Source organism: Flavobacterium sp. LMO6, from assembly GCF_009495795.1.
Lineage (GTDB): Bacteria > Bacteroidota > Bacteroidia > Flavobacteriales > Flavobacteriaceae > Flavobacterium.
In genome coordinates, this window is record NZ_WIBH01000003.1 from 123472 (window position 1) to 147574 (window position 24103).

Genomic DNA, 24103 nt, shown 5'->3' on the forward strand with positions numbered 1-24103 from the left:
TTTTATTGTTTTATCTGTATAATATATTTAATTTATTAAAAACTTTGATTTTGTCAAACAAAGCCTTTTTTTATTTAGATCTCTCAATTAACTTAACAAATAAATCCAAATATTCTAAATACCTATCATTTTTGTCAAAATTTTGTTCTGCCCTTTCTCTACACTTTAAAGATCTAGAATTACCCGATAGCAAAATCTGATGAATTGCGTTTGCCAATCCTTCAACATCACCTTTATTAACCACCACACCTGTTTCGCTATCTATAGCTTCTGGGCTACCTCCTGTATTATAGGTAATTACTGGAGTTCCACAAGCCAAAGCCTCAATGTTTGTAGTTGGAAAATTATCTTGATAGGTTGGATTTACAAAAACATCTGCAGCGCTATACCACATTACTAATTCTTGAATACTTTCTGTTCTTGGAATACCTATAATTCCTGGAGGTAATAATTTAATTTGTTTATCTGAAACGCCTATTAAAACTATAGTTGTGTTTTCATCTAATAAACGCCATAAATTAATAAAATCTTTTAATCCTTTTCTTTCGGACCACTGACTAGCACAACCTAGTACTACTTTTTTATCATCAATATTATTTTTCTTCTTTATGTCCGATACTACAGGTTTGAATAAATTCAAATCAATACCGCTTGGCAAACAATTAGAAGCAATAGATTTAAGGAATGAATTCCCTACCATTTCTTTTAACCATTGAGAATGCACTACAAATTCAATGTGTTTCAATCCTGTAAAAAGTCTTTTTTTATCTAAGTAATTATCATACGAATTATCTAAAAAATAAGAAGAGGGATATTTCTTTGACTTAGGACATTTTTCACATTGAATTTGATATTTCTTGCAATCAATATCATCAAAATAAGAACAATGTCCAGTAAAAGCCCAACAATCAAAAAGAGTCCATAAAACTGGAACATTTTTCACTTTTAAATAGTCAAACAAAACTTCAATATTTAAATAATAGCCATGCAAATTATGTAATCCAATTGCATCTGGATTTATTTTTTCAATTTCCTGAATTAAAGTAAGTGTTGCTTTTTTTGAACCAAAACCATGACGATCAAAAATTGCTGTTTTTAATCCATGCAAATAAATATCAGTTTGATTGCCTATCTTTATCAATTGGGATTGACTTTTTTGATTTCCTCTACCATAAGCAATAAAACTCTCATGCCTATGGGCTATTAAAACCTTACCTATATCCTCAGCAATTCTTCCTGTACTTCCAGAATTTACTGTTGTGTTGATTTGAAGAATCTTCATTTAATTAATAATAAAATTATAAAATTTATCTGCTATTTTAGTTGCTTCAAATTCGCTTATAGTTTTTTTTGCATTATCTCCTAACCTTATTCTTTCTTCATCTGATTCCATAAGATATAGCAACTTTTCTTCAAATTTTTCATAGTTATTCAAAGGTATTAAATAACCATTTTGATTATTCTTTATCAAATCTGATGGTCCTGCAATACAATCAAATGAAATAACAGATAAACCAGCAGATTGCGCTTCACCAATTACATTCGGAAAACCTTCTGAACTAGACGTAAATGCAAATATTCTACTTCTTAAATAATAAGTATCTACATCATTTTGTTTACCAGCTAAAATAATATTTTCTTCCGCATTTAATTCTTTTATCAAAACTTTGAGTTTCGACATATTATTTTGTTTTAATGCATCGTCACCAACAATTACTAATTTCCAATTTGGTTTATTTATTTTAACAAATAATTTTATTAGTTCATCATGTTGCTTAGATTTAATTAAGCGACCAACTGACAAAACAATATTTTCTTTTTCAATTTGATCATTCAATTGAACAGCTCTAATAGGATTTCCAATTACTTCAATGTTATTGTGTTTAAATTGATTTGAATAAATTTCTTTTGCTATTTGAGTCTGAGCAATAATTCCTTTAGCTCTTGGATAGAGAAACTTTCTTAAAGAATCATGCAATTTACCTAAACTTTTATCTGGCTGACAGCGATCCGAAATATAAACGGGATAGTTCAGACCAATTGTAGTTAATAGTACAAAGTTATTCCAAAGCTCTCCAAAACTTAAAATAGTATCAGGTTGAATCGTTTTAAATTTGGTTCTTAAAAACCATAAGGTTTTAATTGTATTCCAGGTTCGTTTGGAGTTATCAAATTCAAAGGCAGGCTTATGTATGATTATATTTGCTGGAATCTCATAAAAAATCTCTCTTGTTAATCCATAGAGTACAAGATGCACCTCACATTCTGCTTTTTTACAAAAATAATGAGCTAATTCAGACATTACACGCTCCATACCGCCAGTATGCAATGAAGGAATCACTAAACAAATTCTCTTTTTATCCATGATTGCTTTCATTTTTTATCAAATTGCCTAATTCTGAAGTTGTCATAAATTCAATATCGGGCCAACGTTTAAGCATAATAGATAGTAAAACTTCTAATTTTTTTAAAGAGTGCTCTCTATTTTGAGGAACTAAATACCCTATATAATTAACTCGATGTGTGCTTATAACTGCTGGTTTGTTCCATCGGAAAGCTATTTCTATTTCTTTTAAACAATTACCAATCCAATCTGTATTCTCGCTATGCTGCATGCTAGAGGGCTCAAAGAAACAATTTCTTGTAATGTACGTTTGTCCCAACTGGTTTTTTTGTCCTAAAAAACGAATATTAGTTTTAAACTCTCTATTCCCTAGTGGTTCAAGCTGTTTTTTTCCTGTGTTGATGTATTTAACCCCATTTTGTAACAAAATAGGTTCTAGTGTATTATTAAAAGGGCCATTTGTAGGCACAAAATAAGCAGATTTAAAACCAAACAATTCTTCAAACAATTGCAAACCGGTTGTTAAAACTTCATGCATATATAGTAGATCTACTTTTGTATCGATATCAAAAGCAGCTTGCAAATCGGGTAGTGGGACGCTGTTTATTCCTTTGCTAATTCCCGTAATTTGATTTTCAAAAGCTAGATGTAGTGATGGATTATCTTTTTGCAATTCTCGCATCCAACGTTGTACGTTTAAATGTTCCCTACCGTGAAAAACAGGTACCATCAATCGGTTTTCAATCCCCATTTTCCATAAATCGAACACTTTGTCATGTGCTTCATAGCGCTTTGCTGTTTCCGTAAATGGTTCGTAAAAATATTCTGTGTATCCTGAGGCTTTTATCTTTTCAAAATTAGGATTCGCCACAATGGTTACTCCTGTAAACACAGGAGGCCGATTGGTTTTGTCACGAAATTTAGATAACGTTTCAAATAAAAGTTCTAAATCTGTATTCGACTCCAAAGCATCATATGTATTATAATGGCTTTTATTTACAGGAATACCTGCTTTTACTAAATTAGCAAATGCCTCACATGATGCCATCCGAATACTTCCCCAATCATCACTTTCAATGACCACAATTTTTCGTTTGGTTCGCCAGCCTGGAATATTACTTAGGTGTACTTTTATTTTGGATTTTAAATTACCATTGTACATATTTTATTATATATGTTTAATTATAGATTTTACATCAATTTTTTTAATTGGTTTAGCAGGAACACCAGCAATCATCATTCCAGGTTCTTCTATTGATTTATTTACAGCTGCATTTGCTGCAATAACTGTATTGTTTGGCACAGTAATATTTCCATAAATTTTTGCCCCAGGTCCTATATAAACATTATCCCCTATTTGAGGAGCTCCTTCCACGCCCCCAGACTCACCAATATTAGTACACACATGGATACGACAATTAGCACCAACTTTAGCCCTTGGATTCACAACAATTGTTCCATAATGAATAATTGCTAAACCTGGCCCAAAAACATTCATAGGGATACTAAACCCTAATTTTATACTTAACTTTTTATATTTAAAAAAATAATAGGCAAACAGTAAAAAAGAAAAAACATTTCTCTTATTATTACTATAAAATTCTGCTTTACGAAGAGCTTTTTGGAAAATATAAATATGATTTGGAAAAAAAATATTTTTAAGTCTACCTTTTATACTTATTTTTCCTATACCTAGAGCTAACTTATCTTGTTCTAAATATTTTTTTAATTCGTTTTTAGTTTTTATCATTAGTATTGAATTAAATCTTTATTCTAATATATTTTATGTAAAAGCCTTATTAAGCCAAAAGTTATCTCTCAAGCAGTGCATTTGTCAATTCCTCTGAATCCATAAATTCTACGTTTGGCCACTTCTTTAAAATGCTTTTTATCAAAATTTTAAATTTTTTTAGATTTTCATCTTTTGCTTTTTGGTCATAAACTCCCACATAATTTAGACGATGGGTGTTTATTATAGCTGGTTTATTCCAAAAAAATGCGTTTGAAATTTCTCTCATACACTCATTCACATTGTCATAATTTGATGGATTTTGCGTAGGTTCGTATTGCCCATTTCTAACAAAATACTTAATCTGATGTTCGTTTTCACTACCAATAAATCTGGTTATTATTCTTCTTTTTTTATTTGTACCTTCTCCAAAAGGTAATATTTGGTATTTCATTCCTTGAATTACTTTTATGCCTTTGTTTTTTAGAATTTCATGAAGCTGTTCCCCTAAAATAAAATTATTTGGAATCATAGTAATCGATTTAAATCCAAAAATTTCTTCAAATAATGACAATCCTTCCTCTAAGTAATTCTCTTGATAATTGATAGGCCTATCGTTTATCCAATCTAGTGAAGCTTGTAGATTAATTTTTTGACTTTTATTTTCTGGAATACTCCAAGTTCCCAATTCAAAAGCATTTAACATATCCCTATTCCCTTTTTTCAATTCATGTAACCAAAGTGGTACATTTACATGTTCTCGACCATGAAACTGAGGATGCATTAAATTTTCATCCATAGCTTTTTTCCATAAATCAAATGATTGACTATGATTTGAGTATTTTTTTAAAGTATCCGTAAAAGGTTCAAAGTAATACTTATCATAATTATTATTTTTAATTCTTTCAAAATCAGGATTTGCAACAACTGTATTGAATGTAAATTTTGGATGATTACCATAGTTATCTTTACATTCAGTTATCAATGAAAATAATTTATTTAAATCATCTTCAGATGCCAAAGAATCATATTTAAGATAAGGATTGTTTGTTTTAGGAAATAATTTTCTGTATTTATCAATATGGGCAATATCTGGTAACCTGATGGCACCCCAATCATCACTTTCAAAAACAATAATTTTTCTGTTAGTAGTCCAGCCTTTATAATTTATTAAATTCGACCTTAAACTATTTTTTAAATTTGATAACATCCTTGAAAATTAAAAATTACTTTAAAGAATTAAATACTTTTTTCCATTTCAAATACGTTTCTTCATAAGAAAATCGTAAAACATTTTCGTAGGCATGTATAGCTAATTCTGAAATTTTATCTGGATTGTTCATTAAATTTTTAGTTTGTACTACATAATCTTCCACATCAAATGGTTGAATTACTACTCCATTTCTATTATGCCACACTATATCAGATGCTGCAGCATACGAATCAAACAGCATAGGCAAACATCCATAACTTTGAGCTTCAATCAAAACATTACCAAATCCTTCAAAAGCAGAAGTCATGTGAAATAGTTTAGCTTTTTTATAATATTCATTAGGATTTACTTTTCCAAAAAAAGTAATTCGATCCAATTGATTATCTTTACAAAATTGCTCCATTTTTTTCTTTTCTTCTCCTTCACCTAAAATCCAAAATCGCCAATCAGGAAACTCTTCATGAAGCTTCTTCCAAATTTGAAGCAACAAATCTACTCGCTTTTGTGGAATATTTAAACGTCCAACAAATAAAACAATATTTTCTTTTTGTATTGTATTTAAATCGATATCAGGACGTTGAAATGGATTACCAATACCATGAATCTTGTGATTATATTTTTTTAATGACGGAACTAAAAAAAATAATTCAGGTTTAAACTTTTCGGACAACAGAACAAAAGCATCCGTGTTTTTAACTATAAATCTCAGTTCAAGTTTTTGCTTTATTATATGATAACCTAAAATTATTTTTCTAGTAAGCAACGTATTTAAAAAGGTGATTTTTTTTCTATTGAAAAGTTCCTCGATTAAATTTTGATGATTATCATAAAAGTTAAGTGGGTTAATTCTTAAGGTATTTATTAATTTGGATTGAAGTGGTTTGTTTTTTAAAATCAATTTGGTCAGACTAACGGAATAGCCAACTTGATTGATAATACAGGTAATTTTTTCATCATGCAAAACATTTTTTAATTGATTTACCTCTTTAAAATTTATGTAATAAAGTGCAATTCCATCATAATATTCTTTTTGCGTTAAATGATTTCCAACCGAGATTATGACAACATATTGGTTTTTAGATTGATAAATTTTAGCTAATTTAGAAGTGGTTCGTTGTACCCCTCCGGCATCGGGATCAAAATTTTGTGATAAAACTAAAGCGATGTTCATTGTATATATGTATTAAAAAAAATAACCTAAACCATCTCGAATTGAAAAATCTGTATCGCCAATAAACCATGAAATTGGAGCTAAAACTAGTGAGAAAAAACTCAGCATTTGAATTAGGTATGAAATCTGAAACAATACCATGGGAATAGAAAATACTATAAATATAATTAAACCTTTATTAAGTAGTTTAATTTTTCTTTGTGTAAGATTATAATTTTTAATGGTGAGAAGAAAATGAATAGCGGCGGCAAGAATAAAAAGTGCTCCAATTGTGCTAATTCTGCCTGATAATGCAGGTGAAAACGTAACCAAATTAGAAAATGAATATAAACCCATCCCAGATGCCATGAGAAAATTAAAACGATCGTCTGCATTTTTACTAATAAAAAAGAACAATAAAATAAAAGATAAACCTACTATAACAAAAGATTTAAAAAACCCTTCACCATATTTGACGTAAAAGTTTTGATTTACTTTTGAACTCCTTTCACCTCGTTCTGCAAAACGTTTAGCATCATCATCAGAAGTTATCACATTTGCACTTTGCTGACTTTCTAACATACTGGTTTTCGGAATTAAATTACTTATACTTGCAAAATTTAAGGTAAGGCCAAATGAAAGCAAATAAAAAAGAGTAAGAGCATAAGTTCTTTTTCTAAAAAAATAAGCGGTGAGAAATGGTAGCAAAACAATCACATAAGAAAAATGAACCACTATTGAAAATAAAACTACAAATAGATACTTCTTCTCTTTACTTGTTGCATAACTGAAGGTGCCGTAAAAAAACACCCACATTCCCGTCCACATTCGTATGGAGTTCATCGCTCCTAAACTCCTAAACATTAACAATATGATAATAAGCCCTATTAAAACGCTACTTTTTTTTATAGTCAAATTATCTTTTAAAATAAGTAATACAGATTTTGAAAAAAAATACCCTAAAATTAAACCTGCAAAAACATGAATCAATTCGGGTATTCCAAAAAGGGAAGCCGAAACAAACGAAATACAATGCAAATAAATATCTTTCGCTCCTGAAGTTGAATTCAAAGTAAGTAAATCATAAAACTGACCTATAAAAACCCTAAACGACATATCCATATAATTATGAATAGCACCGCGTAAATGTTCTTCACCATCAGAACCTGGAGCATAAATATACAAACTACCCGCAACTCCAAAAAAGAAAACCCCGAAAAACAACAAAATCTTTTCATTTTTGCTTTTTAAAAAAGTTATCAATCCCAATAGAGGAGAAATAAACATTAACAAAATAAGATATCCTTTTTGCGTATTATCCATAGGTCTATTAAAATTCGAAATTAGTCTTGATTGGGTAAATTCGCTAATAATTTTTCTCTAATACCAAAATAGTCTATGGTCATTTGAAAACGATCTAATAACACATCTGTTTTAGGTCGGTCTTTTGGCTTGGTTTGATTATTTTGAGGAATTGCTATTCCTAAATTGTAATCAACAGGCAGGCCTATACATAACTGACTTGTACCATTTGCAATTGCTGCAGCCCAAAACCAAATATCAGAACCTCTTCCAGGAACTATTCTATTAATTTCTTTCATATTTAGAACTTTTTCATGCAAACTATATGGAGGATAATAAATTCCTCCCCAACCAATTAAATACACTTGATTTGAAGGTGTTTTGCTATTTGCTGCATTCTTTTCTCGGTAATACATATGCAATTGACTTTCTTTTTTTACCATTACTTTACCTACATATCCTATTATCGCTTTTGGGTTTTGGGATTTCTGTTTCAATATACCTTGAATTAAGTTTTTGTGATAAATTATATCATCATCTAATGTGATGATTCCTAAATCAGGATATTTTTCAATTACTGGGACAAGTTTTTTTACCGCAAATGTATTCTGCTGTACCCATACAATTTCAATACCTCTTTTAACTAACTTATTCAAATAACTTGGTAATATTAATGCAGGCCACTCTTCTTCGGATAAAACCAATATCCATTTCTGAGGCACTACTTTTTGAGTATTAAGCGCTTCAAAAACGGCAGGTAATAAATGAGCACGTTTAGGATAACTTGCAATCGATACTACAAATTGAGCTTCTGAATTAACCTTAAATAAGGAGTGATTGAATTTGGCTAAAAAATCCCATTTATTATAAATGATGGCGTTTCGTAGCTGTACAAGTTGTTTGATTAATTTACTTATCATTATTAATTGATTTATTAACTTTAATACTTTTAACAACATCCCAATAAAATTTTATTTTATCAAAAACCGTTTCAGGCTTATCTTTTAAAACAGTATAAAATGATAAAGATTTATGTCCAAAAATAGTAGCATAAAAAAGCAAAGAAGATACAAGTCCTATAACTTTTAAATTTTTACAGTTGATAAAAAGAATTTCAGCTAAAATATTGTTAGGTATTATTTCTATAACTAAACCATTTTTTTTTAACATTTCAACTAATAAAGATTTTTTCTCTTCACTTTTTGGGCGAAGCTTAACAAATATTTTTTGTTTGCTTTCTTGAAGAGAATCTATTACTTCTTGAATAGCATTGCAATAATTTTCATCAGAAAGTCCATATGCTTTGGGGAATGATTCTTCAATCCAAATAATTGAGTTATCAAGTTTATTGTAATCAAATTTTTCAAAAAAAACAGCATCAATAGTATTTGGATTCAGTATGGTTTTTTTGTCATTAAGTACTCCTGGAAAACCATGTTGGGAAAAAGTATAAAATTTAACACTGTCAATATAACCATAGGCTTGCGGATTAAACGGCAAACTTAACATTCGTATATTTACTCCTCTAATTACTCGAGTGAAGGATAAAATATAGTCTTTAAAATTTTTATTTCTAAAACCTAATTGATTGACTCCATTGGTAATGAAAAATAAATTATCAGGAACCACATAACTTGCCAATCCTTCTTCTATAAAATTAAAACTGATACATTTTGAATTTGTTATAATAATACGTTGGTAAGCATGCATCAAATCAACATATGCAATAAATTCTTTACCATCTGTAATTGCGTGAATATAATTATCATATGCCTTAACAATATTTCTATTTTTAATTTTTTGCCAAGCGCTCTTTTCATTTTGTTGATAAGATTCTACAACTTTACCAATTGTAATCGGAACTTTATATCCATCAGTAATAATAATTACATCTTCATGCTGTATCTTTTCTTGAAAAATAATAGTACATGCAGAAAAGTATGTTATAGGGGAATGAATTGTAAATATATACTTCATTATTTTACGTTATATTTTATAATTAATTCTGCCATATCCCAATCAAATAACGTATCAATATCATGAGATGAAAACTCATCCATTTCATATTTAATTACCTTTTTGAATTCACCTATCGTATTTTTTTTTAAAGATGCTATATTAATAATGTATATAGCACCATTAAACTCCCATACTTTTGGACAGTCCTGTCTTCTTGTAAAAGTTGCTTCTTTTGATTTTATCAAAAACCCACTCTCATTTTCTTCAAAAAGAATGTAATAAGGATTAGATTTTGTTTCTTTAACCGAGACAACCATATCAATTTCATTTGAATATAATTTCAATGCCTCCTCAATATGAAATGATGTTCTAAATGGGGAGGTTGGTTGTAATAGTATTATTGTATCCGCTTCATATCCATTTTTTTTATAAAAATCAATAGCATGTAGCAAAACTTCATAAGTACCAGAATTATCTGACGCTAATTCATTTGGTCTTAAAAAAGGGACAACTAAATCTGTTTGTTCTGCAACTTTTTTAATTTCTTCATCGTCTGTAGAAACACAAATTAATGTATTATCAAATAATTGTTGAGCGGCTTTAATAGTGTAATGAATTAAAGGAATGCTATTTAATAATTTAATATTCTTTCTAGGAACTCCCTTAGACCCACCTCTTGCTGGGATTATAATCAATGGTTTCATTAAAACTTAATGTGTTTTATATCTATTTGTGCCTTTTCAAAATCTTCGTGTTTACCAATATCCAACCAATATCCTAAGAGGGGATAGGAAACTACTTTTTTATTTTCTTTGATTAATTTTTCCATTAAATCAGTAGCATTAAAATGAGCTTCCTTTGGTAAAAAATCAAGAACAGATTTTTTCATTAAATATATTCCTCCATTTGAATAATAGGTGTAAGTCGGTTTTTCCTTAAAACTTTTTATTTGATCATTTTCAGTTTCTAAAACCGCATAGGGTACACTAATAGTATAAGGTATGGTTACTACAGAAAAATCAGCATCCTGATGAATAAAATCAAGGTAAAAATGTTCGTAATCCAAATTGGTCAATAGATCTGAATTCATTACTAAAACATAATCATGCGAAAAGTTAGTGATTTTTGAAACCGCCCCAATAGTTCCTAAAGGTTCATCCTCCCAAACATAATCAATATGTATATTGTTATGATTCCCATTTCCAAAATGAGATTCAATTTGTTCGCCTAAATAGTTAACTGAAAACCAAAAATCATCAATGCCATACAATGCCAAGCGATCGACATTGTGTTCCATAATAGCTTTACCTCCTACTTTTAAGAGTGGTTTGGGCGTAGTATCCGTCAATGGCTGTAGCCGTTGTCCTCTTCCACCTGCCATAATTACGGCATCAACGGGCAAATAAGAACGAATTTCACTGAAATTGATAACATTAACAACTATGTCATGTTTATCAATTACAGGTAAAATTCGAAAATGCCCTTCTCTATATTCAATTACTTTATTGATATCACGCTCTCCTTTTCGAATGTACTTTGGATTTCCTTGAATAATTGAATCCACTTTGTCGTCAATTCCAATTCCTTTAATTAATCCACGACGAACATCACCATCAGTCAGAGCACCTATGAGTTTTTCTTCCTGATCTACAATAAAAAGGATGGCATCTTTAGCTAAAATATTAAGTTGAATTAAAGCTTGTTTAATAGTGCTTTGTGAAGACAATAAATGAATTTTATAATTTCCCATTTTGTTTTTTTTTAAACATAATTAATTATTTAATGTGATTCGACACTTATTATTTCATCTATTATGAAAGTACGATTTGCTTTTTTACCTACAACCATATCCCAAAAACTAGCTGGAATTCCTTCTCCAGTTCTTTTTACTGTTAGATTTTCTTCTGTAAAAACACTTCCTTTTTCAATTATTTTTGCAGCTACTATAGACTTCCAAACCACTTTTGATGTCTCGGTTTCAGAGTTATTTGGACATTTAATACCGTTGCCAAGAGCAATTTCGATATTACGGATTGATCGCACCATTTCTTTTAATTCTTCTGGATCCAATGAAGCCTTATGATCTGGACCATCCATATTTTTATCTAGAGTAAAATGCTTTTCAATTATTGTTGCCCCTAGTGCAACTGCTGCAATAGGAACTTCTATACCTAAGGTATGATCTGAATAGCCAACTTCACATTTAAATGCGGCTTTCAAAGTTAACATGGCATTCAAATTTACTTCATTCATAGGACATGGATAGTTTGAAGTACAATGTAAAAGTTTTACAGACGATGCACCAGATTCTAATAGTATATTGTATGCACGCTCTACATCTCCTAAAAATGACATTCCTGTTGATAAAATAACCGGTTGTTTTTTAGCACCTATTTTTCTTAGATAAGGAATATTATTAACTTCTCCCGATCCTATTTTGATAAAATCCAAGTTTAATCCAGATAAAAATTCTAGACTTTCTTCATCGTCAGGAGTTGAAAGAAATCGCACTCCAATTGTCTCACAATAATTTTGTAATTCCACAAAATCATCATAACTCAATTCTAATTTTTTAAGCATTTCAAACTGAGAATCCCCTTTTGAGCTAATATTTTGTTCTTGATATGCAGCTAAAGGAGCTTCTTGAGTAACAATATTTTCAGTTTTCCAAGTTTGAAATTTTACCGCATCAACACCTGCTTGTTTTGCAGCTTCACACAGTTTCTTAGCTAATCGAATATCTCCGTTATGATTTACTCCTGCTTCTGCAATTATGTAAACTCCCATGTCTTAATATTTATATTTTAATAGTAAACTTTTAAATTTTATTGCTTTATCAGGATTATTTGACTCCCATTCCTTGCAAACTTGCTCATAAATTTCATGATTAAAAATCATTTTACCAATATTGAAGTCAAATCTTAATGGGGAAAACCTGGATTTAAAACTTAATAATGAATTTTCAGAATCACCATTACTACCCCCTCCTAAATGAAGAAATTTAACATCCTTTTTTTTCAACTCTTTTAAACCTTCCCAAATCATAAAATTATTTGGATTTAATGATAAATAATTTGAGTTACTTCCCGCAAGGTGGTAATGACCAAAAGTATTTGAGTAAAAGAAAATTGCTGCTGAAATAACTTTTCTATCTTTCAAAACTACACCAAGAAAACTGTTAGGAATATTTTGAATCCAGTTCTTATAGTATTCCCTTTCAAATATAAAAAAATCATCAGCATCTAATTTTTTCATAGTATTATTATATAAATTTATAAAGTCATCAAGATATTTAAAAGCATAATCAGCTTCAAAATATAATTCACTTTTAATTGATTTTTTTATTGTACTTCGGTTTTTTACTGCAAGAGAATTCATCCAAATTTCATCTTCGGGTTTAGTCAAATCAATAGCAACTGTATTTCTATCAAAAAGTAATTGACCAACAGTATTAAATTGATTACTATTTTTAAGTAACGGATGAAACCTTGTAAAGCCACAAATAAAGTCATTGTCTTTACAATAATTAAAAAACAATTGTAATGCCTTCAAAAAAAAGCCAACATCATCAGTATTTGCTATAGGCCCGCCATAACCATAAGCTGTTTCAAAATCAAAGTATTGATGATTATTAAACTGAAATACACGTTTAAGAATTGGAAAAAGAAAAACATTATTTTCATTTTTACATGCAAAACAAACCGCTTCTTCCGTTTCAGATTCATATAACTTTGCATATTGTGGCCAAAAGTATACATCTATTTTATCAACAGGAAAATAAGCCAAATATTTAGTCCAATCTTTTGTTAATTCATACTTCATTTATTGGAATTTATCAAGAATATCTAACATACTTTTCATATCTTCTTTATTGTATCTCTGATCTATTACAAGTGAAAGCTCTGACTTTGCTAATTCATTTGAACGAAATAAATTTAATCCTTTTGGTTCTGGCCAATGAATAGGACAAAATATGTTTTTTGAAAACATTTTTTTCCGAATCTCATCTCTATTTTTAATTCTAATTGGGATAAAAAGAGGTGTGTAATTTTCGATATTTGAAATTATTGGTTTAATTGTCATTTGTTTTAAACATTCCAAAACAAAAGTTGCATTATCTTTTCTCCGGTTAGATATTGCATCAAAATCTAGATTTCCAAAAATTAATTTTGAAAAATCACTTACCCTAGCGTCATAATTTTCATTGATACCTTGTTCTCCTTTATTAAAAAAATCAAGATATAAAAAGTCATCTATTATATTTTTTTTTGCATAATGCTTTAAAATTCCTCCTGCAATTTTACTAGCAACAAATGTGTTTTCTCTCGTTAATATTTCTAACCCATTTACAGAAGTTTCAACAATTGCTCCATCAGGAACCGGAAAAATTTTACGCAAACTTGTAAAAGAAAAATCTGCTTCATTTGATTCTGACATTGCATAATAACCTTGAACATTATCTGCAATTACACAACTACTACTTTTTATAGCACGAACCATTTTTATTTGTTGGGCAATATCAACACATCCAAAATAATTAATTAACAGTACAATAGATGAATCGCAACACTTTTTTTGTAAGCTTTCCAAATCAATTGATAAGTCACTATTTATATTATAAAATTCAATTTCAAATTTTGATCTTCTAACAGCATCTATAACTGATTCGCATAAATAATCTGGCAGTAATACTTTCGTAAATTTATTATAAGTAGAGAGAAGTTTTAAAATATGATATAATGCTGCTCTACCAGAGGAAAAAACATGCGCATTATTTAGCGAATACTTTGTTCCGATTTTAGCTAAATCAATATCAAATTCACCTCCAATTACTTTTTGCATTTAATTTAAAAAAATTTTTATTATATCTTTTATTTTTTTTGCTGACATTCCATCTCCATAATAGTAGTCTTCTTTCAGTAAACTACGCCATTTCAAAGATTGAACCATTTCAACGGCATTAAAAACTGAAGAATCGAAACCACTAGCAGAGATAATATTATTAGACATGTATCTTCCCGTTTGTCGTTCTCCAATATTGATAACCGGTTTTGATAAATAAGGTGCTTCTACTATTCCACTTGAAGAATTTCCAATTAAAAAGTCAGCTTCTTTCATAAAACTCAAATAACGTAATTGACCGAGCGATGCAAATAATTTAAAACGAGAATCTTCAGAACAAATTTTCTCAAAATAAATATTAATATCATTTCCACCTGAATCTGCGTTTGATTTTGTTATTATGAATTCATAGTCTTCTAATGTTTTCAATGCTTCAATTATATTTTTTGCCATTAGCAAATTTTCTTGAATACTTATTGTAGTTTCTGAATGCTGTGTAACTAAAATCCATTTTTTATTAGCATCAATAGAAAGACTATCTGCTAAAACTTCTCGACTCATTAACTCAAGACGTAAAAAGTTTTCTAAACCAGGTTCACCAGCTACGAAGATATTTTTGTTACCACACATACGACGTAGGTTATTAGCCGAATCTTCGACGCCAGGAAAATGTAGCGTTGACATCATTGATACTGCGTTTCGAATTTTATCATCGATTGCTCCCTCTGTTATATCTCCACCCGAAATGTGAGCAATTGGAATATTCATAATAAGTGCCGTATTGCAAATTGGCAATAATTCATATCTATCACCTAAAACTACAACAATATCTGGTTTTAATGTTTGAAAAGCCTCAGCCATTCCAACACTGCAATTGCCCATCGATTTAGCAATATCATTAGTAGTGTCAACTTTAAGATTCATATCAACTTTCATTGCAATCGGATACCCATCAGATTCGATTTCGCTGAGTGTATTTCCATATTGAGCAGACAAGTGAGTACCTGTAACTATTAACTGTAATTCTAATTCAGTATCATGGTACAATTCATCAATTAACCATCGTAAAAGACCATATTCTGACCTTGCGGCTGTGATGACACATATTTTACACTTATTCATATTAATGAATATCAATCATATATTTTTCAAATAACTTTTCAGAACCATCTCCAAATTTCACATACTTAGTTTCATCAGTCTTTTGAAAATAATTTTTTAAAACCACTCTTATTGACCCTATATTATCAGATGCAATCCAAGCTTGAAAATGTTTTATAAATATTAAATCGTTCATTGCAAAATCTTTAGCAAATTTTATTATTTGTGTTCCATATCCTTTGCCTTTATAATCACTATGCACTCCGTAACCTAATTCAATTATGTTATCAAAGTCTCCAATAATATCTAAATATAAATAACCAATTGATCTACTTGACGAATATTCATCAAAAAAAAGAAAAAAATATCGATCTTTTCTATTAATATTTTTTATGTACCAATCAAAAAGTCTTTCCTTAACAGGTGCTGAAGAATGTCCAGACCATAAAATATTTTCTTCATCAGATTTTAAAAAAAAATAAGACTCAAAATCATCTTTAGACGCTCGCTTTGCTGTTATCATAATAATTCGCAGTTACTTGATTAATAAATTTAATTGTTACCTAAAGGTAATTTAGTCTTTAGGTTTTTTGCAAACCTGCCTAATGAAAAATCTGTAGTATTTTTAAAACCTTACACTACTAGGAATATTTACTACTCGTTCTTCTAAAAACAAAGCATTGATTTGCGCATCACGCTGACAATCGGCATACATCGGCAATCGAAACATTAACTGCCAAATGGGACGCGTCATTACTTTATTTTCATTCGTTTCTTTTAGGAATAATTCTCTATCCTTTTTATTTTCTAATTCCACACACATCAACCAATAATTAGCTTTAGTATCTGGATTTTCATTTCTAAACTTGATTCCTTTTGTTTTAAAAAAAGCATCATACGCTAAGGCTGTTGCTCTTTTATTTGCAACAAAATGATCTAATTGCTCTAACTGCGCACAAGCTAATGCAGCATTTAAATTAGGCATTCGGTAATTATACCCTAACTCATCGTGCACATATTCATAAGGATGCGGAATTTTAGCGGTTGTCGTTAAATACTTCCCTTTCTCTCCTAGCACTAGGTCATTGGTAACTATAGCACCACCGCCACCACAGGTTACAATTTTATTGCCATTGAATGAAAAAACACCCAATTGTCCATAACTGCCCGTTGGTTTCCCTTTATATTCACTTCCTAAAGATTCAGCTGCATCTTCGACTACAGGTATGTTCCATTTGGTGCAAACAGCCATTAATTCGTCTAAATGAACTGGAAATCCAAAAGTATGCATTGGAACACAAGCAGCTATTTTGCGACCTGTTTTTTTATTATAACAACCCTTTTCTCTAATCTCTCCAAACTCAGTTAAAAAAGCTTCAACTGCTTTTGGTGACAATCCCATGGTATCTAAATCGACATCGATAAAAACCGGAAAGGCATTATTATAAGCAATTGCATTTGCAGTAGCCACAAAGGTTAATGCTTGTGTAATAACCTCATCACCTGAGGAAACACCAGCTAATTTAAGTGCTATTTGAAGTCCCGCAGTTCCATTTACCACGGCTACTGCTTTTTGTGTTTTAGAAATTTGAGCCATCGAATGCTCAAACTGATCTACAAAAGCACCAACAGATGAAACAAAAGTACTGTCTATGGTTTGATTGACGTATTCCTTCTCCTTTCCTGAAAAAGTAGGAACATGCAAAGGAATAAAATCCTTAGCATCAAAAAGTTCTTTTATAAACGTTATGGAAGATTTAAAATCGGTCATTATAATTACATTTTAGCATCTAAATATTTCCCAGTCTCCTTATGTCCAAAACCTGGAATCATCTTGAAAAACAAGTCCACTATTTGCTCTTTATTCCACTTTCCTTCTTTCTTTAATGCACCAATTGTATCAGTGAAAAAATTCAATTTTTCCTCCTCAAAATTTAAGTCGTTTTTTATTACTCCTAAATTTTCAAATCGGTTCATATCTAATACTTCATTTTCAGTAAAAAATTCTTCAAAATCTTTTTCTCCGGTAGTATCACTTGATGTAAATAAACAAGGCCATTTCCCTTCTGCTGGTAAAGTTGCCATTAACAATCTAGCCTCATCTTCATCTTTACACAAGAAAGGTTGATATCCAAGTTCATTTAGGTATTTTACTGCGATATCTGCAAAAGTGATAAGATGCAAACTTTCACTTAATTTCGGAAAAAAGATATCTCTATTTTCTCCAAAAATACAAGACATCAAACATAATTGCCCTGATTCTTCTGGTATCACAAAATAGCGCTTAATATCATTAGGTGCAACTATAGGTTGCCTCTTCATAATTCTTTGATTAAATCCATGAAGCAATGACCCATCAGAGAAAGCAACATTTGCAAAACGAGCAGTAGAAATATCAATTTCTTTGCTTCTGCGCATCAGAAACATTTCCATGATTCTTTTAGAAGCGCCCATCATATTTACAGGATTGGCTGCTTTATCAGTAGAAACGCAAAAATATTTCTTAACTCCTTTAGCAATCGATTGTTGAATGGTTTTGTCTGTATTGAATATATTTACATTAATCATGCGCATTAAGGTAAATGGATCTTTTTCACTACGAACGTGTTTTAATGCCGATAGATTTAATACATAATCATAGTTGCCGTCTGCTTCTATAAAAGAATCATACTCTTCAGATCCAATATCTAAAGCAAAAGTTTGAAAATCACCCTCAATATAGCCAAAAGAGCTTCTAATATCACGAACCAATTCAACCATATTATTTTCACTGATATCCACCACATGTAGCTTCAGGGGATTTCTTTTAAATATTTCTTTAGTAACGGCTTGCCCTATAGAACCCGCTCCTCCAATTACAAGAAATTTTGAAGAAGAAACTAAATCTTGTAGCTGTTTCTCGTGTTGATATATATCTTGAGTAAATAATAATTTGTCTCTACCTATCAAATTTAATGTATTCATAATACTATTATGCCTTTATTGGTATTTTAAATTAAACCTTTTGATAACTAATCATTTTTTTAAATGCTATTGAATGTTCTAAAAGTTCTTCATAACTTCCAGAATCGATTACTCTTCCTTTGTCAAATACAAAAACACGGTCTGCATTTTTAATGGTAGCTAATCGATGCGCTATAGTAATTATAGTATACTGACCTTTGAGTTGCTCAATATTTTGCTGAATGGTATTTTCGGTTTCTGAATCCAAAGCAGAGGTAGCTTCATCTAATAATAAGAAATCTACTTCTTTAAACAATTCTCTAGCAATAGTGATTCTTTGTTTTTGACCACCACTTAAGCTAACCCCATTACTCCCTACAGGAGTGTTTTCTTTTTCTATTGTTTGCGCTAAAAAATGCGTTAAGTTAGACTGTTCAATAGCTTTATTGAATTTTTTTAAGTTTTCTGCTGTTTTAGGGCTCCAAAGCGTTACATTATTGTATATAGTATCATCAAAAAGAACAGGCTCTTGGGTTATGTAACCTATGCGTTGTTGAAAAGTTGCTATATTAAGCGTATTGGTATTTATACCATCAATATAAATTGATCCATTTGTAGGTGTTAAAAGACCACTAATTAGGTTAAGAAGTGTTGTTTTACCTGATCCACTTTCACCAACAAAAGCAATAGATTCGTTTTTCTTTATGGTTAGGGAAATACTTTTAAGAATAGGCACACCATTAGCATAAGCAAAAGAAAGATCTTTAACTTCTATATCACTTAATAGTTGTTCAAATTGTAAAGTACCTGTTTTAGTAGCTTTCTCTTTTAAATTTAACACAAAAGCATTCATATTTTCTATTGAACCCATTTTACCTAAGAATTGATTATATGAATTTTGTAAAGTATTCATAGCTGTTAACCCTCTATAGAAAAAAAGTAAACTTAAAACTATAGCTGAAAAAACACCCTCTAATAAAGTGACTTGAATATAAATGACTAGCAACACTATACCAATGGTTATAGGCTCTTTAGCTCCCAACATAACACTGCTCAAAACACCCATTTTTCTATTAGTTCTCTCAATATCTACTACCTTATTTTTCAAAAATTGACTATACATAGGCATCGTGGAGGTAGCTTTTAAATATTTAAAAAAAACTACGGCTTGAATAATATACCCTTGAAACGAGTTATTCCCTTGCACCAATTCCTTTGACAAAACCTTCGTTTTTCTATATAGGGTTGTAAAAATTAAATTAGACAAAACAGCTCCAATTACAATTAAAAGCGCAAACTCTGGACTAGACAAAACTGCTAAAACCACATAAGTCAACAGCATCATAAATTGTTGAATCATATCGGTATAATTCACAAACGATTGCATCAACCGATCAGCCTCTCCAGTAAGGGCATTTTGTATCACACCTGCGTCAGACGTCACATAACCTTCGTAACTATAATTGGACAAGGCATCTACACAATCCAATCTTGTTTTTGCAACAAAATATTGTTGATAAAGTACTCTTAAATAACGAACTAAAAAAATAGACAAGCCTTTAAAAACAAAAAAAACAAACATGATGATCAATACCGTAGCTAAATTTAATGTTATCCCCAAAGAATCAAAAGCCTTTAAAAGATAAGTAAAATTCCCATGTCCTTCTGAGCTAACTACAGCATTTGCGTCAGCAAAAAGTTCAATAAGCGGTAAAAACATCGCCAAACCTAAACCATCTAATAACCCTACAAGAACGCTAGCAATAACTAATATAAACAGTCTATATCTTAGCTTTTGGTAAAAATAGGTAAACTGGGGTAAGAACTTTCTAATAAGTAGTTTCAATTTATTTGATTTTATTTAATTAAATACAGTTCATTAACAAATATTTGACAACTCTAATAATATAAAAAATTATCAGTGAATTATTTAATTTTATTTCTACAACTTGGCATCACTATTTTTCAATATCCCTTTCACATCATACACTATAGCATTTTCTTGCATTAAAGGAGCTAGATCTAAGTTTAGGAATTCTTTATGGGCTACACCTAGGACGATAGCGTTGTATTTAGTTCCTGAAACAAGTTCAGGATGACAAGTAAGATTATACTCATGCTTTACTTCTACTGGGTTAGCCCAAGGATCATAAATTGTTACTTGTATTCCATATTCTTCAAGTGCACTCACCACATCTACAATTTTAGTGTTACGCACATCTGGGCAATTTTCTTTGAAGGTAATCCCTAAAAGCAATAGATTTGCTCCGTTTACTGTAATCCCTTTTTTTATCATCAACTTAACTACTTGAGAAGCTACATATTCACCCATACTATCGTTTAAACGACGACCTGCTAGGATAATTTCAGGATGATAACCCGCTTCTTGCGCTTTTTGAGCTAGATAATAAGGATCAACACCAATACAATGGCCACCAACTAAACCAGGTTTAAAAGGTAAGAAATTCCATTTAGTTCCAGCCGCTTCTAAAACAGCATGGGTATCAATATCTAATAAATTGAATATTTTAGCCAATTCATTCACAAAAGCAATATTAATATCGCGTTGTGAATTTTCAATTACTTTGGCAGCTTCAGCTACCTTAATGGTAGGTGCTAAATGCGTACCCGCAATAATAACTGATTGATACAAATCGTTTACTTTTATTCCAATTTCTGGTGTAGAACCCGCAGTAACTTTTAATATTTTTTCAACGGTATGTTCTTTATCTCCAGGATTAATGCGTTCAGGAGAATATCCTGCAAAGAAATCAACATTAAATTTCAACCCAGAAACACGTTCTAAAACCGGAATACATTCTTCTTCTGTAGCACCTGGATATACCGTAGATTCATAAATAACGATATCTCCTTTTTTCAAAACCTTACCTACCGTTTCACTAGCTTTGTAAAGTGGCGTTAAATCGGGACGGTTGTTCTTATCTACGGGGGTAGGTACCGTTACAATGTATATATTGGCATCTTGAATGTCGTTTAAATTAGCCGAACAATACAATCCGGTGGCTGAGGTTCTCGAAGCCACTGGATTGTCATTCACTAAAACCGCTTGCAAAATTTCGTCAGAAACTTCTAAAGTACTATCCGTACCCGAACGTAATTCTTGAATACGATTTTGATTGATATCGAATCCTACTACAGGGTATTTAGTAGCAAATAAACGGGCTAAAGGAAGACCTACATAGCCAAGTCCGATGATGGCGATTTTATTCATGAATATATTATTTTTTTTTAAAATTGTTAAGCTTAGACCTTAACTTAGTGAAAGGTTAGCACCTATATTAAAATATTGAAAGCCTATTTCCTGCATTTTTTCTGGATCTAAAATATTTCTTCCGTCAAAAACAAAAGCTGGCTTTAACATAGCATCGTATATTTTTTGCCAATCATAAGTTTTAAATTCATCCCATTCCGTTAAAATAGCAATTGCATGAGCATCTTTACATGCTTCATAAGGATTGTCATGAACTCGAACACCATTTAAATTTTCTTCTTCTGATCGTGATTGTAAATAATTCAAATCAGATTGAATTTGCTCTGTGCTTACTTTAGGGTCAAAAACACTAATATTAGCTTGTTCATTCAACAAATCATCTGCCACATAAATAGCCGCAGATTCTCTTGTATCATTAGTATCTTTTTTAAATGCCCAACCTAAAAATGCGATTTTCTTTCCAGAAACCGTATTATACAGAGTTTTGATAATATTCTTCGCAAAACGTCGCTTTTGGTGGTCATTCATAATGATTACTTGTTCCCAATAATCTGCAACTTCATTTAATCCATAGGATTTAGCAATATAGACTAAGTTTAGAATATCCTTTTGAAAACAAGAACCTCCAAATCCTACTGATGATTTTAAAAATTTAGGTCCTATTCTACTATCCATACCAATAGCTTTTGCCACTTCATTTACATCAGCACCTGTCTTTTCACATAGTTCAGATAACGAATTAATAGATGAAATTCTTTGTGCTAAAAAAGCATTAGCAGTTAACTTAGATAATTCAGACGACCAAACATTAGTTGTTAAAATTCTATCACTTGAAACCCATTGGGCATAAACATCAACCAATGCCTTTATAGCTTCTTGTCCTTCTTCTGAATCATCTCCACCAATTAAAACTCTATCTGGTTGTAATAAATCTGCAATAGCAGTTCCTTCAGCTAAAAATTCAGGATTAGATAAAATTTGAAACTGCACTCCATTTCCTGTATTATCTAAAATGCTTTTTATTGCTTCAGCAGTTCTAACCGGTAATGTAGATTTTTCAACAACTATTTTATTGTTTTTAGATACCCTTGCAATTTGTCTTGCACAAAGTTCAATATATTTTAAATCTGCTGCCATTCCTTTACCTGAACCATATGTTTTAGTAGGAGTATTCACAGAAATAAAAATTAATTGAGCCTCATCTATAGCTCTATCAACATCGGTTGAAAAAAATAAATTTTTACCTCTAACCTCTTTAACAATATCGCTTAAACCAGGCTCATAAATAGGAATATTCTTTTCGTCAGAATTATTCCAAGCAGCAATCCTCTCAGTATTTAAATCCACAACAGTAACCTGAATATTAGGACATTTTTGAGCAATAACAGACATTGTAGGACCACCAACGTATCCTGCACCAATACAACAAATTTTTGTTATGTTCATTTTATTAATTATTTTTAAAATTATTTCAAATTTTACACCTTTTAATTATTTAATACGATTTTGATTAATATCGAATCCTACCACAGGGTATTTAGCAGCAAATAAACGGGCTAAAGGAAGACCAACATAGCCAAGTCCGATGATGGCGATTTTATTCATTTTTTTTTGTTGAAGGTTTGTGGATATTACGAATACCCTTTTTTATACTTTATACTTTTTAATTTTTACTTTAAACTTTGTACTTCTCTCCGTCATTTCGAGTGATTTTATAAAGAAAAAATGCTAATTTTTGCTTTGTAAAATTGTATCGAGAACTATAGCAACCTGGTTTTTCAGTTCTTCTCGATAAACTTTTTAAAAAATAGCTAAGGCAATTTCATAAAAAAACTACAAGTGACGACCGTGGAATTATTTATTACTTATCACTTTTTACTTTGTACTTTTCACTTATCCCTTTGTACTTTTCACTTATCACTTTTCACTTATCACTTTTCACTTTTTATTTTTTTTAACCATATAAGGCATATAAGTTTTTTAAAGCTGATTATGATTGTGTTAAAAAGTGCACAAAAGATGTTAATAAATTACAGCATGATGACCGTAGAATTACTCTTCACTCTTCACTTTTCACTTTCACTTTTCACTCTTCCCTTCACCCCCGTCATTTCGAGTGATTTTATAAAGGAAAAATGCTAATTTTTGCTTTGTAAAATTGTATCGAGAACTATAGCAACCTGGTTTTTCAGTTCTTCTCGATAAACTTTTTAAAAAATAGCTAAGGCAATTTCATAAAAAAAACTACAAGTGACGACCGTGGAATTATTTATTACTTATCACTTTTC

Annotated in this window: 21 protein-coding genes and 1 pseudogene; all 22 read right to left on the reverse strand. The window is 30.5% G+C overall.

Annotated features, from left to right (window positions below):
- Positions 1 to 70: 70 nt before the first annotated feature.
- The gene (locus GFJ99_RS04385) at positions 71 to 1282 is read right to left on the reverse strand and encodes a glycosyltransferase (RefSeq protein WP_153207703.1); all 1212 of its coding nucleotides are present in this window, start codon (positions 1280 to 1282) and stop codon (positions 71 to 73) included.
- The gene (locus tag GFJ99_RS04390) at positions 1283 to 2377 is read right to left on the reverse strand and encodes a glycosyltransferase (RefSeq protein WP_153207704.1); all 1095 of its coding nucleotides are present in this window, start codon (positions 2375 to 2377) and stop codon (positions 1283 to 1285) included. It lies immediately after the preceding gene.
- On the reverse strand, positions 2358 to 3506 hold the full coding sequence (locus GFJ99_RS04395) for a hypothetical protein (RefSeq protein WP_153207705.1): 1149 nt from the start codon (positions 3504 to 3506) through the stop codon (positions 2358 to 2360). Before GFJ99_RS04395 ends, GFJ99_RS04390 begins: the two co-directional genes overlap by 20 nt.
- Positions 3507 to 3512: 6 nt before the next feature.
- A complete protein-coding gene (locus tag GFJ99_RS04400; protein WP_153207706.1) occupies positions 3513 to 4094 on the reverse strand; it encodes a serine O-acetyltransferase in 582 nt (193 codons plus the stop codon).
- 61 nt (positions 4095 to 4155) lie between these two features.
- A complete protein-coding gene (locus tag GFJ99_RS04405) occupies positions 4156 to 5283 on the reverse strand; it encodes a hypothetical protein (protein WP_153207707.1) in 1128 nt (375 codons plus the stop codon).
- 16 nt (positions 5284 to 5299) lie between these two features.
- Positions 5300 to 6457, reverse strand: coding sequence for a glycosyltransferase (locus GFJ99_RS04410; protein WP_153207708.1), 1158 nt, complete (start codon positions 6455 to 6457; stop codon positions 5300 to 5302).
- Positions 6458 to 6469: 12 nt separating this feature from the next.
- The gene (locus GFJ99_RS04415; protein WP_153207709.1) at positions 6470 to 7759 is read right to left on the reverse strand and encodes an EpsG family protein; all 1290 of its coding nucleotides are present in this window, start codon (positions 7757 to 7759) and stop codon (positions 6470 to 6472) included.
- A 20-nt stretch (positions 7760 to 7779) separates the two neighbouring features.
- On the reverse strand, positions 7780 to 8658 hold the full coding sequence (locus GFJ99_RS04420; protein ID WP_153207710.1) for a glycosyltransferase: 879 nt from the start codon (positions 8656 to 8658) through the stop codon (positions 7780 to 7782).
- Positions 8648 to 9715 carry a polysialyltransferase family glycosyltransferase gene (locus GFJ99_RS04425; RefSeq protein ID WP_153207711.1) on the reverse strand — a complete coding sequence of 356 codons (1068 nt, stop codon included), beginning with the start codon at positions 9713 to 9715 and terminating at the stop codon, positions 8648 to 8650. Before GFJ99_RS04425 ends, GFJ99_RS04420 begins: the two co-directional genes overlap by 11 nt.
- Positions 9715 to 10401, reverse strand: a complete 687-nt coding sequence (locus tag GFJ99_RS04430; RefSeq protein WP_153207712.1) for a cytidylyltransferase domain-containing protein — start codon at positions 10399 to 10401, stop codon at positions 9715 to 9717. The genes GFJ99_RS04425 and GFJ99_RS04430 overlap by 1 nt, the downstream gene beginning before the upstream one ends.
- Positions 10401 to 11423, reverse strand: a complete 1023-nt coding sequence (locus GFJ99_RS04435; protein ID WP_238990962.1) for a nucleotidyltransferase family protein — start codon at positions 11421 to 11423, stop codon at positions 10401 to 10403. The genes GFJ99_RS04430 and GFJ99_RS04435 overlap by 1 nt, the downstream gene beginning before the upstream one ends.
- Before the next feature lie 53 nt (positions 11424 to 11476).
- Positions 11477 to 12484, reverse strand: a complete 1008-nt coding sequence (gene neuB, locus GFJ99_RS04440; RefSeq protein WP_153207714.1) for an N-acetylneuraminate synthase — start codon at positions 12482 to 12484, stop codon at positions 11477 to 11479.
- Between the two features lie 3 nt (positions 12485 to 12487).
- Positions 12488 to 13519, reverse strand: coding sequence for a peptidoglycan bridge formation glycyltransferase FemA/FemB family protein (locus GFJ99_RS04445; protein WP_153207715.1), 1032 nt, complete (start codon positions 13517 to 13519; stop codon positions 12488 to 12490).
- A complete protein-coding gene (locus GFJ99_RS04450; RefSeq protein ID WP_153207716.1) occupies positions 13520 to 14539 on the reverse strand; it encodes a hypothetical protein in 1020 nt (339 codons plus the stop codon).
- Positions 14540 to 15661: a UDP-N-acetylglucosamine 2-epimerase gene (neuC, locus tag GFJ99_RS04455; RefSeq protein ID WP_153207717.1), complete on the reverse strand. Its 1122-nt coding sequence runs from the start codon at positions 15659 to 15661 to the stop codon at positions 14540 to 14542.
- A 1-nt stretch (position 15662) separates the two neighbouring features.
- Positions 15663 to 16163 (reverse strand): GNAT family N-acetyltransferase, encoded by a 501-nt coding sequence (locus tag GFJ99_RS04460; RefSeq protein ID WP_153207718.1) that lies wholly within the window; start codon positions 16161 to 16163, stop codon positions 15663 to 15665.
- 102 nt (positions 16164 to 16265) lie between these two features.
- Entirely contained in the window at positions 16266 to 17411 is a 1146-nt protein-coding gene (locus GFJ99_RS04465) for a LegC family aminotransferase (RefSeq protein ID WP_153207719.1), read from the reverse strand.
- A gap of 5 nt (positions 17412 to 17416) precedes the next feature.
- Positions 17417 to 18604, reverse strand: coding sequence for a UDP-N-acetylglucosamine 4,6-dehydratase (locus tag GFJ99_RS04470; RefSeq protein ID WP_153207720.1), 1188 nt, complete (start codon positions 18602 to 18604; stop codon positions 17417 to 17419).
- A 31-nt stretch (positions 18605 to 18635) separates the two neighbouring features.
- The gene (locus GFJ99_RS04475; RefSeq protein WP_203228772.1) at positions 18636 to 20429 is read right to left on the reverse strand and encodes an ABC transporter ATP-binding protein; all 1794 of its coding nucleotides are present in this window, start codon (positions 20427 to 20429) and stop codon (positions 18636 to 18638) included.
- A 96-nt stretch (positions 20430 to 20525) separates the two neighbouring features.
- Complete coding sequence (locus GFJ99_RS04480) at positions 20526 to 21815, reverse strand: nucleotide sugar dehydrogenase (RefSeq protein WP_153207721.1); 1290 nt, start codon at positions 21813 to 21815, stop codon at positions 20526 to 20528.
- Between the two features lie 39 nt (positions 21816 to 21854).
- A complete protein-coding gene (locus GFJ99_RS04485; protein WP_153207722.1) occupies positions 21855 to 23261 on the reverse strand; it encodes a UDP-glucose 6-dehydrogenase in 1407 nt (468 codons plus the stop codon).
- A gap of 51 nt (positions 23262 to 23312) precedes the next feature.
- Positions 23313 to 23420 (reverse strand): annotated as a pseudogene (locus tag GFJ99_RS04490) (hypothetical protein); the annotation flags it as partial.
- Positions 23421 to 24103: the final 683 nt, after the last annotated feature.

Bases quoted from the DNA above. Each gene is read 5' to 3' on its own strand.
- GFJ99_RS04385 (WP_153207703.1), bottom strand. From the start codon at position 1,282: ATGAAGATTCTTCAAATCAACACAACAGTAAATTCTGGAAGTACAGGA.
- GFJ99_RS04390 (WP_153207704.1), bottom strand. From the start codon at position 2,377: ATGAAAGCAATCATGGATAAAAAGAGAATTTGTTTAGTGATTCCTTCA.
- GFJ99_RS04395 (WP_153207705.1), bottom strand. From the start codon at position 3,506: ATGTACAATGGTAATTTAAAATCCAAAATAAAAGTACACCTAAGTAAT.
- GFJ99_RS04400 (WP_153207706.1), bottom strand. From the start codon at position 4,094: ATGATAAAAACTAAAAACGAATTAAAAAAATATTTAGAACAAGATAAG.
- GFJ99_RS04405 (WP_153207707.1), bottom strand. From the start codon at position 5,283: ATGTTATCAAATTTAAAAAATAGTTTAAGGTCGAATTTAATAAATTAT.
- GFJ99_RS04410 (WP_153207708.1), bottom strand. From the start codon at position 6,457: ATGAACATCGCTTTAGTTTTATCACAAAATTTTGATCCCGATGCCGGA.
- GFJ99_RS04415 (WP_153207709.1), bottom strand. From the start codon at position 7,759: ATGGATAATACGCAAAAAGGATATCTTATTTTGTTAATGTTTATTTCT.
- GFJ99_RS04420 (WP_153207710.1), bottom strand. From the start codon at position 8,658: ATGATAAGTAAATTAATCAAACAACTTGTACAGCTACGAAACGCCATC.
- GFJ99_RS04425 (WP_153207711.1), bottom strand. From the start codon at position 9,715: ATGAAGTATATATTTACAATTCATTCCCCTATAACATACTTTTCTGCA.
- GFJ99_RS04430 (WP_153207712.1), bottom strand. From the start codon at position 10,401: ATGAAACCATTGATTATAATCCCAGCAAGAGGTGGGTCTAAGGGAGTT.
- neuB (WP_153207714.1), bottom strand. From the start codon at position 12,484: ATGGGAGTTTACATAATTGCAGAAGCAGGAGTAAATCATAACGGAGAT.
- GFJ99_RS04445 (WP_153207715.1), bottom strand. From the start codon at position 13,519: ATGAAGTATGAATTAACAAAAGATTGGACTAAATATTTGGCTTATTTT.
- GFJ99_RS04450 (WP_153207716.1), bottom strand. From the start codon at position 14,539: ATGCAAAAAGTAATTGGAGGTGAATTTGATATTGATTTAGCTAAAATC.
- neuC (WP_153207717.1), bottom strand. From the start codon at position 15,661: ATGAATAAGTGTAAAATATGTGTCATCACAGCCGCAAGGTCAGAATAT.
- GFJ99_RS04460 (WP_153207718.1), bottom strand. From the start codon at position 16,163: ATGATAACAGCAAAGCGAGCGTCTAAAGATGATTTTGAGTCTTATTTT.
- GFJ99_RS04465 (WP_153207719.1), bottom strand. From the start codon at position 17,411: ATGACCGATTTTAAATCTTCCATAACGTTTATAAAAGAACTTTTTGAT.
- GFJ99_RS04470 (WP_153207720.1), bottom strand. From the start codon at position 18,604: ATGAATACATTAAATTTGATAGGTAGAGACAAATTATTATTTACTCAA.
- GFJ99_RS04480 (WP_153207721.1), bottom strand. From the start codon at position 21,815: ATGAATAAAATCGCCATCATCGGACTTGGCTATGTAGGTCTTCCTTTA.
- GFJ99_RS04485 (WP_153207722.1), bottom strand. From the start codon at position 23,261: ATGAACATAACAAAAATTTGTTGTATTGGTGCAGGATACGTTGGTGGT.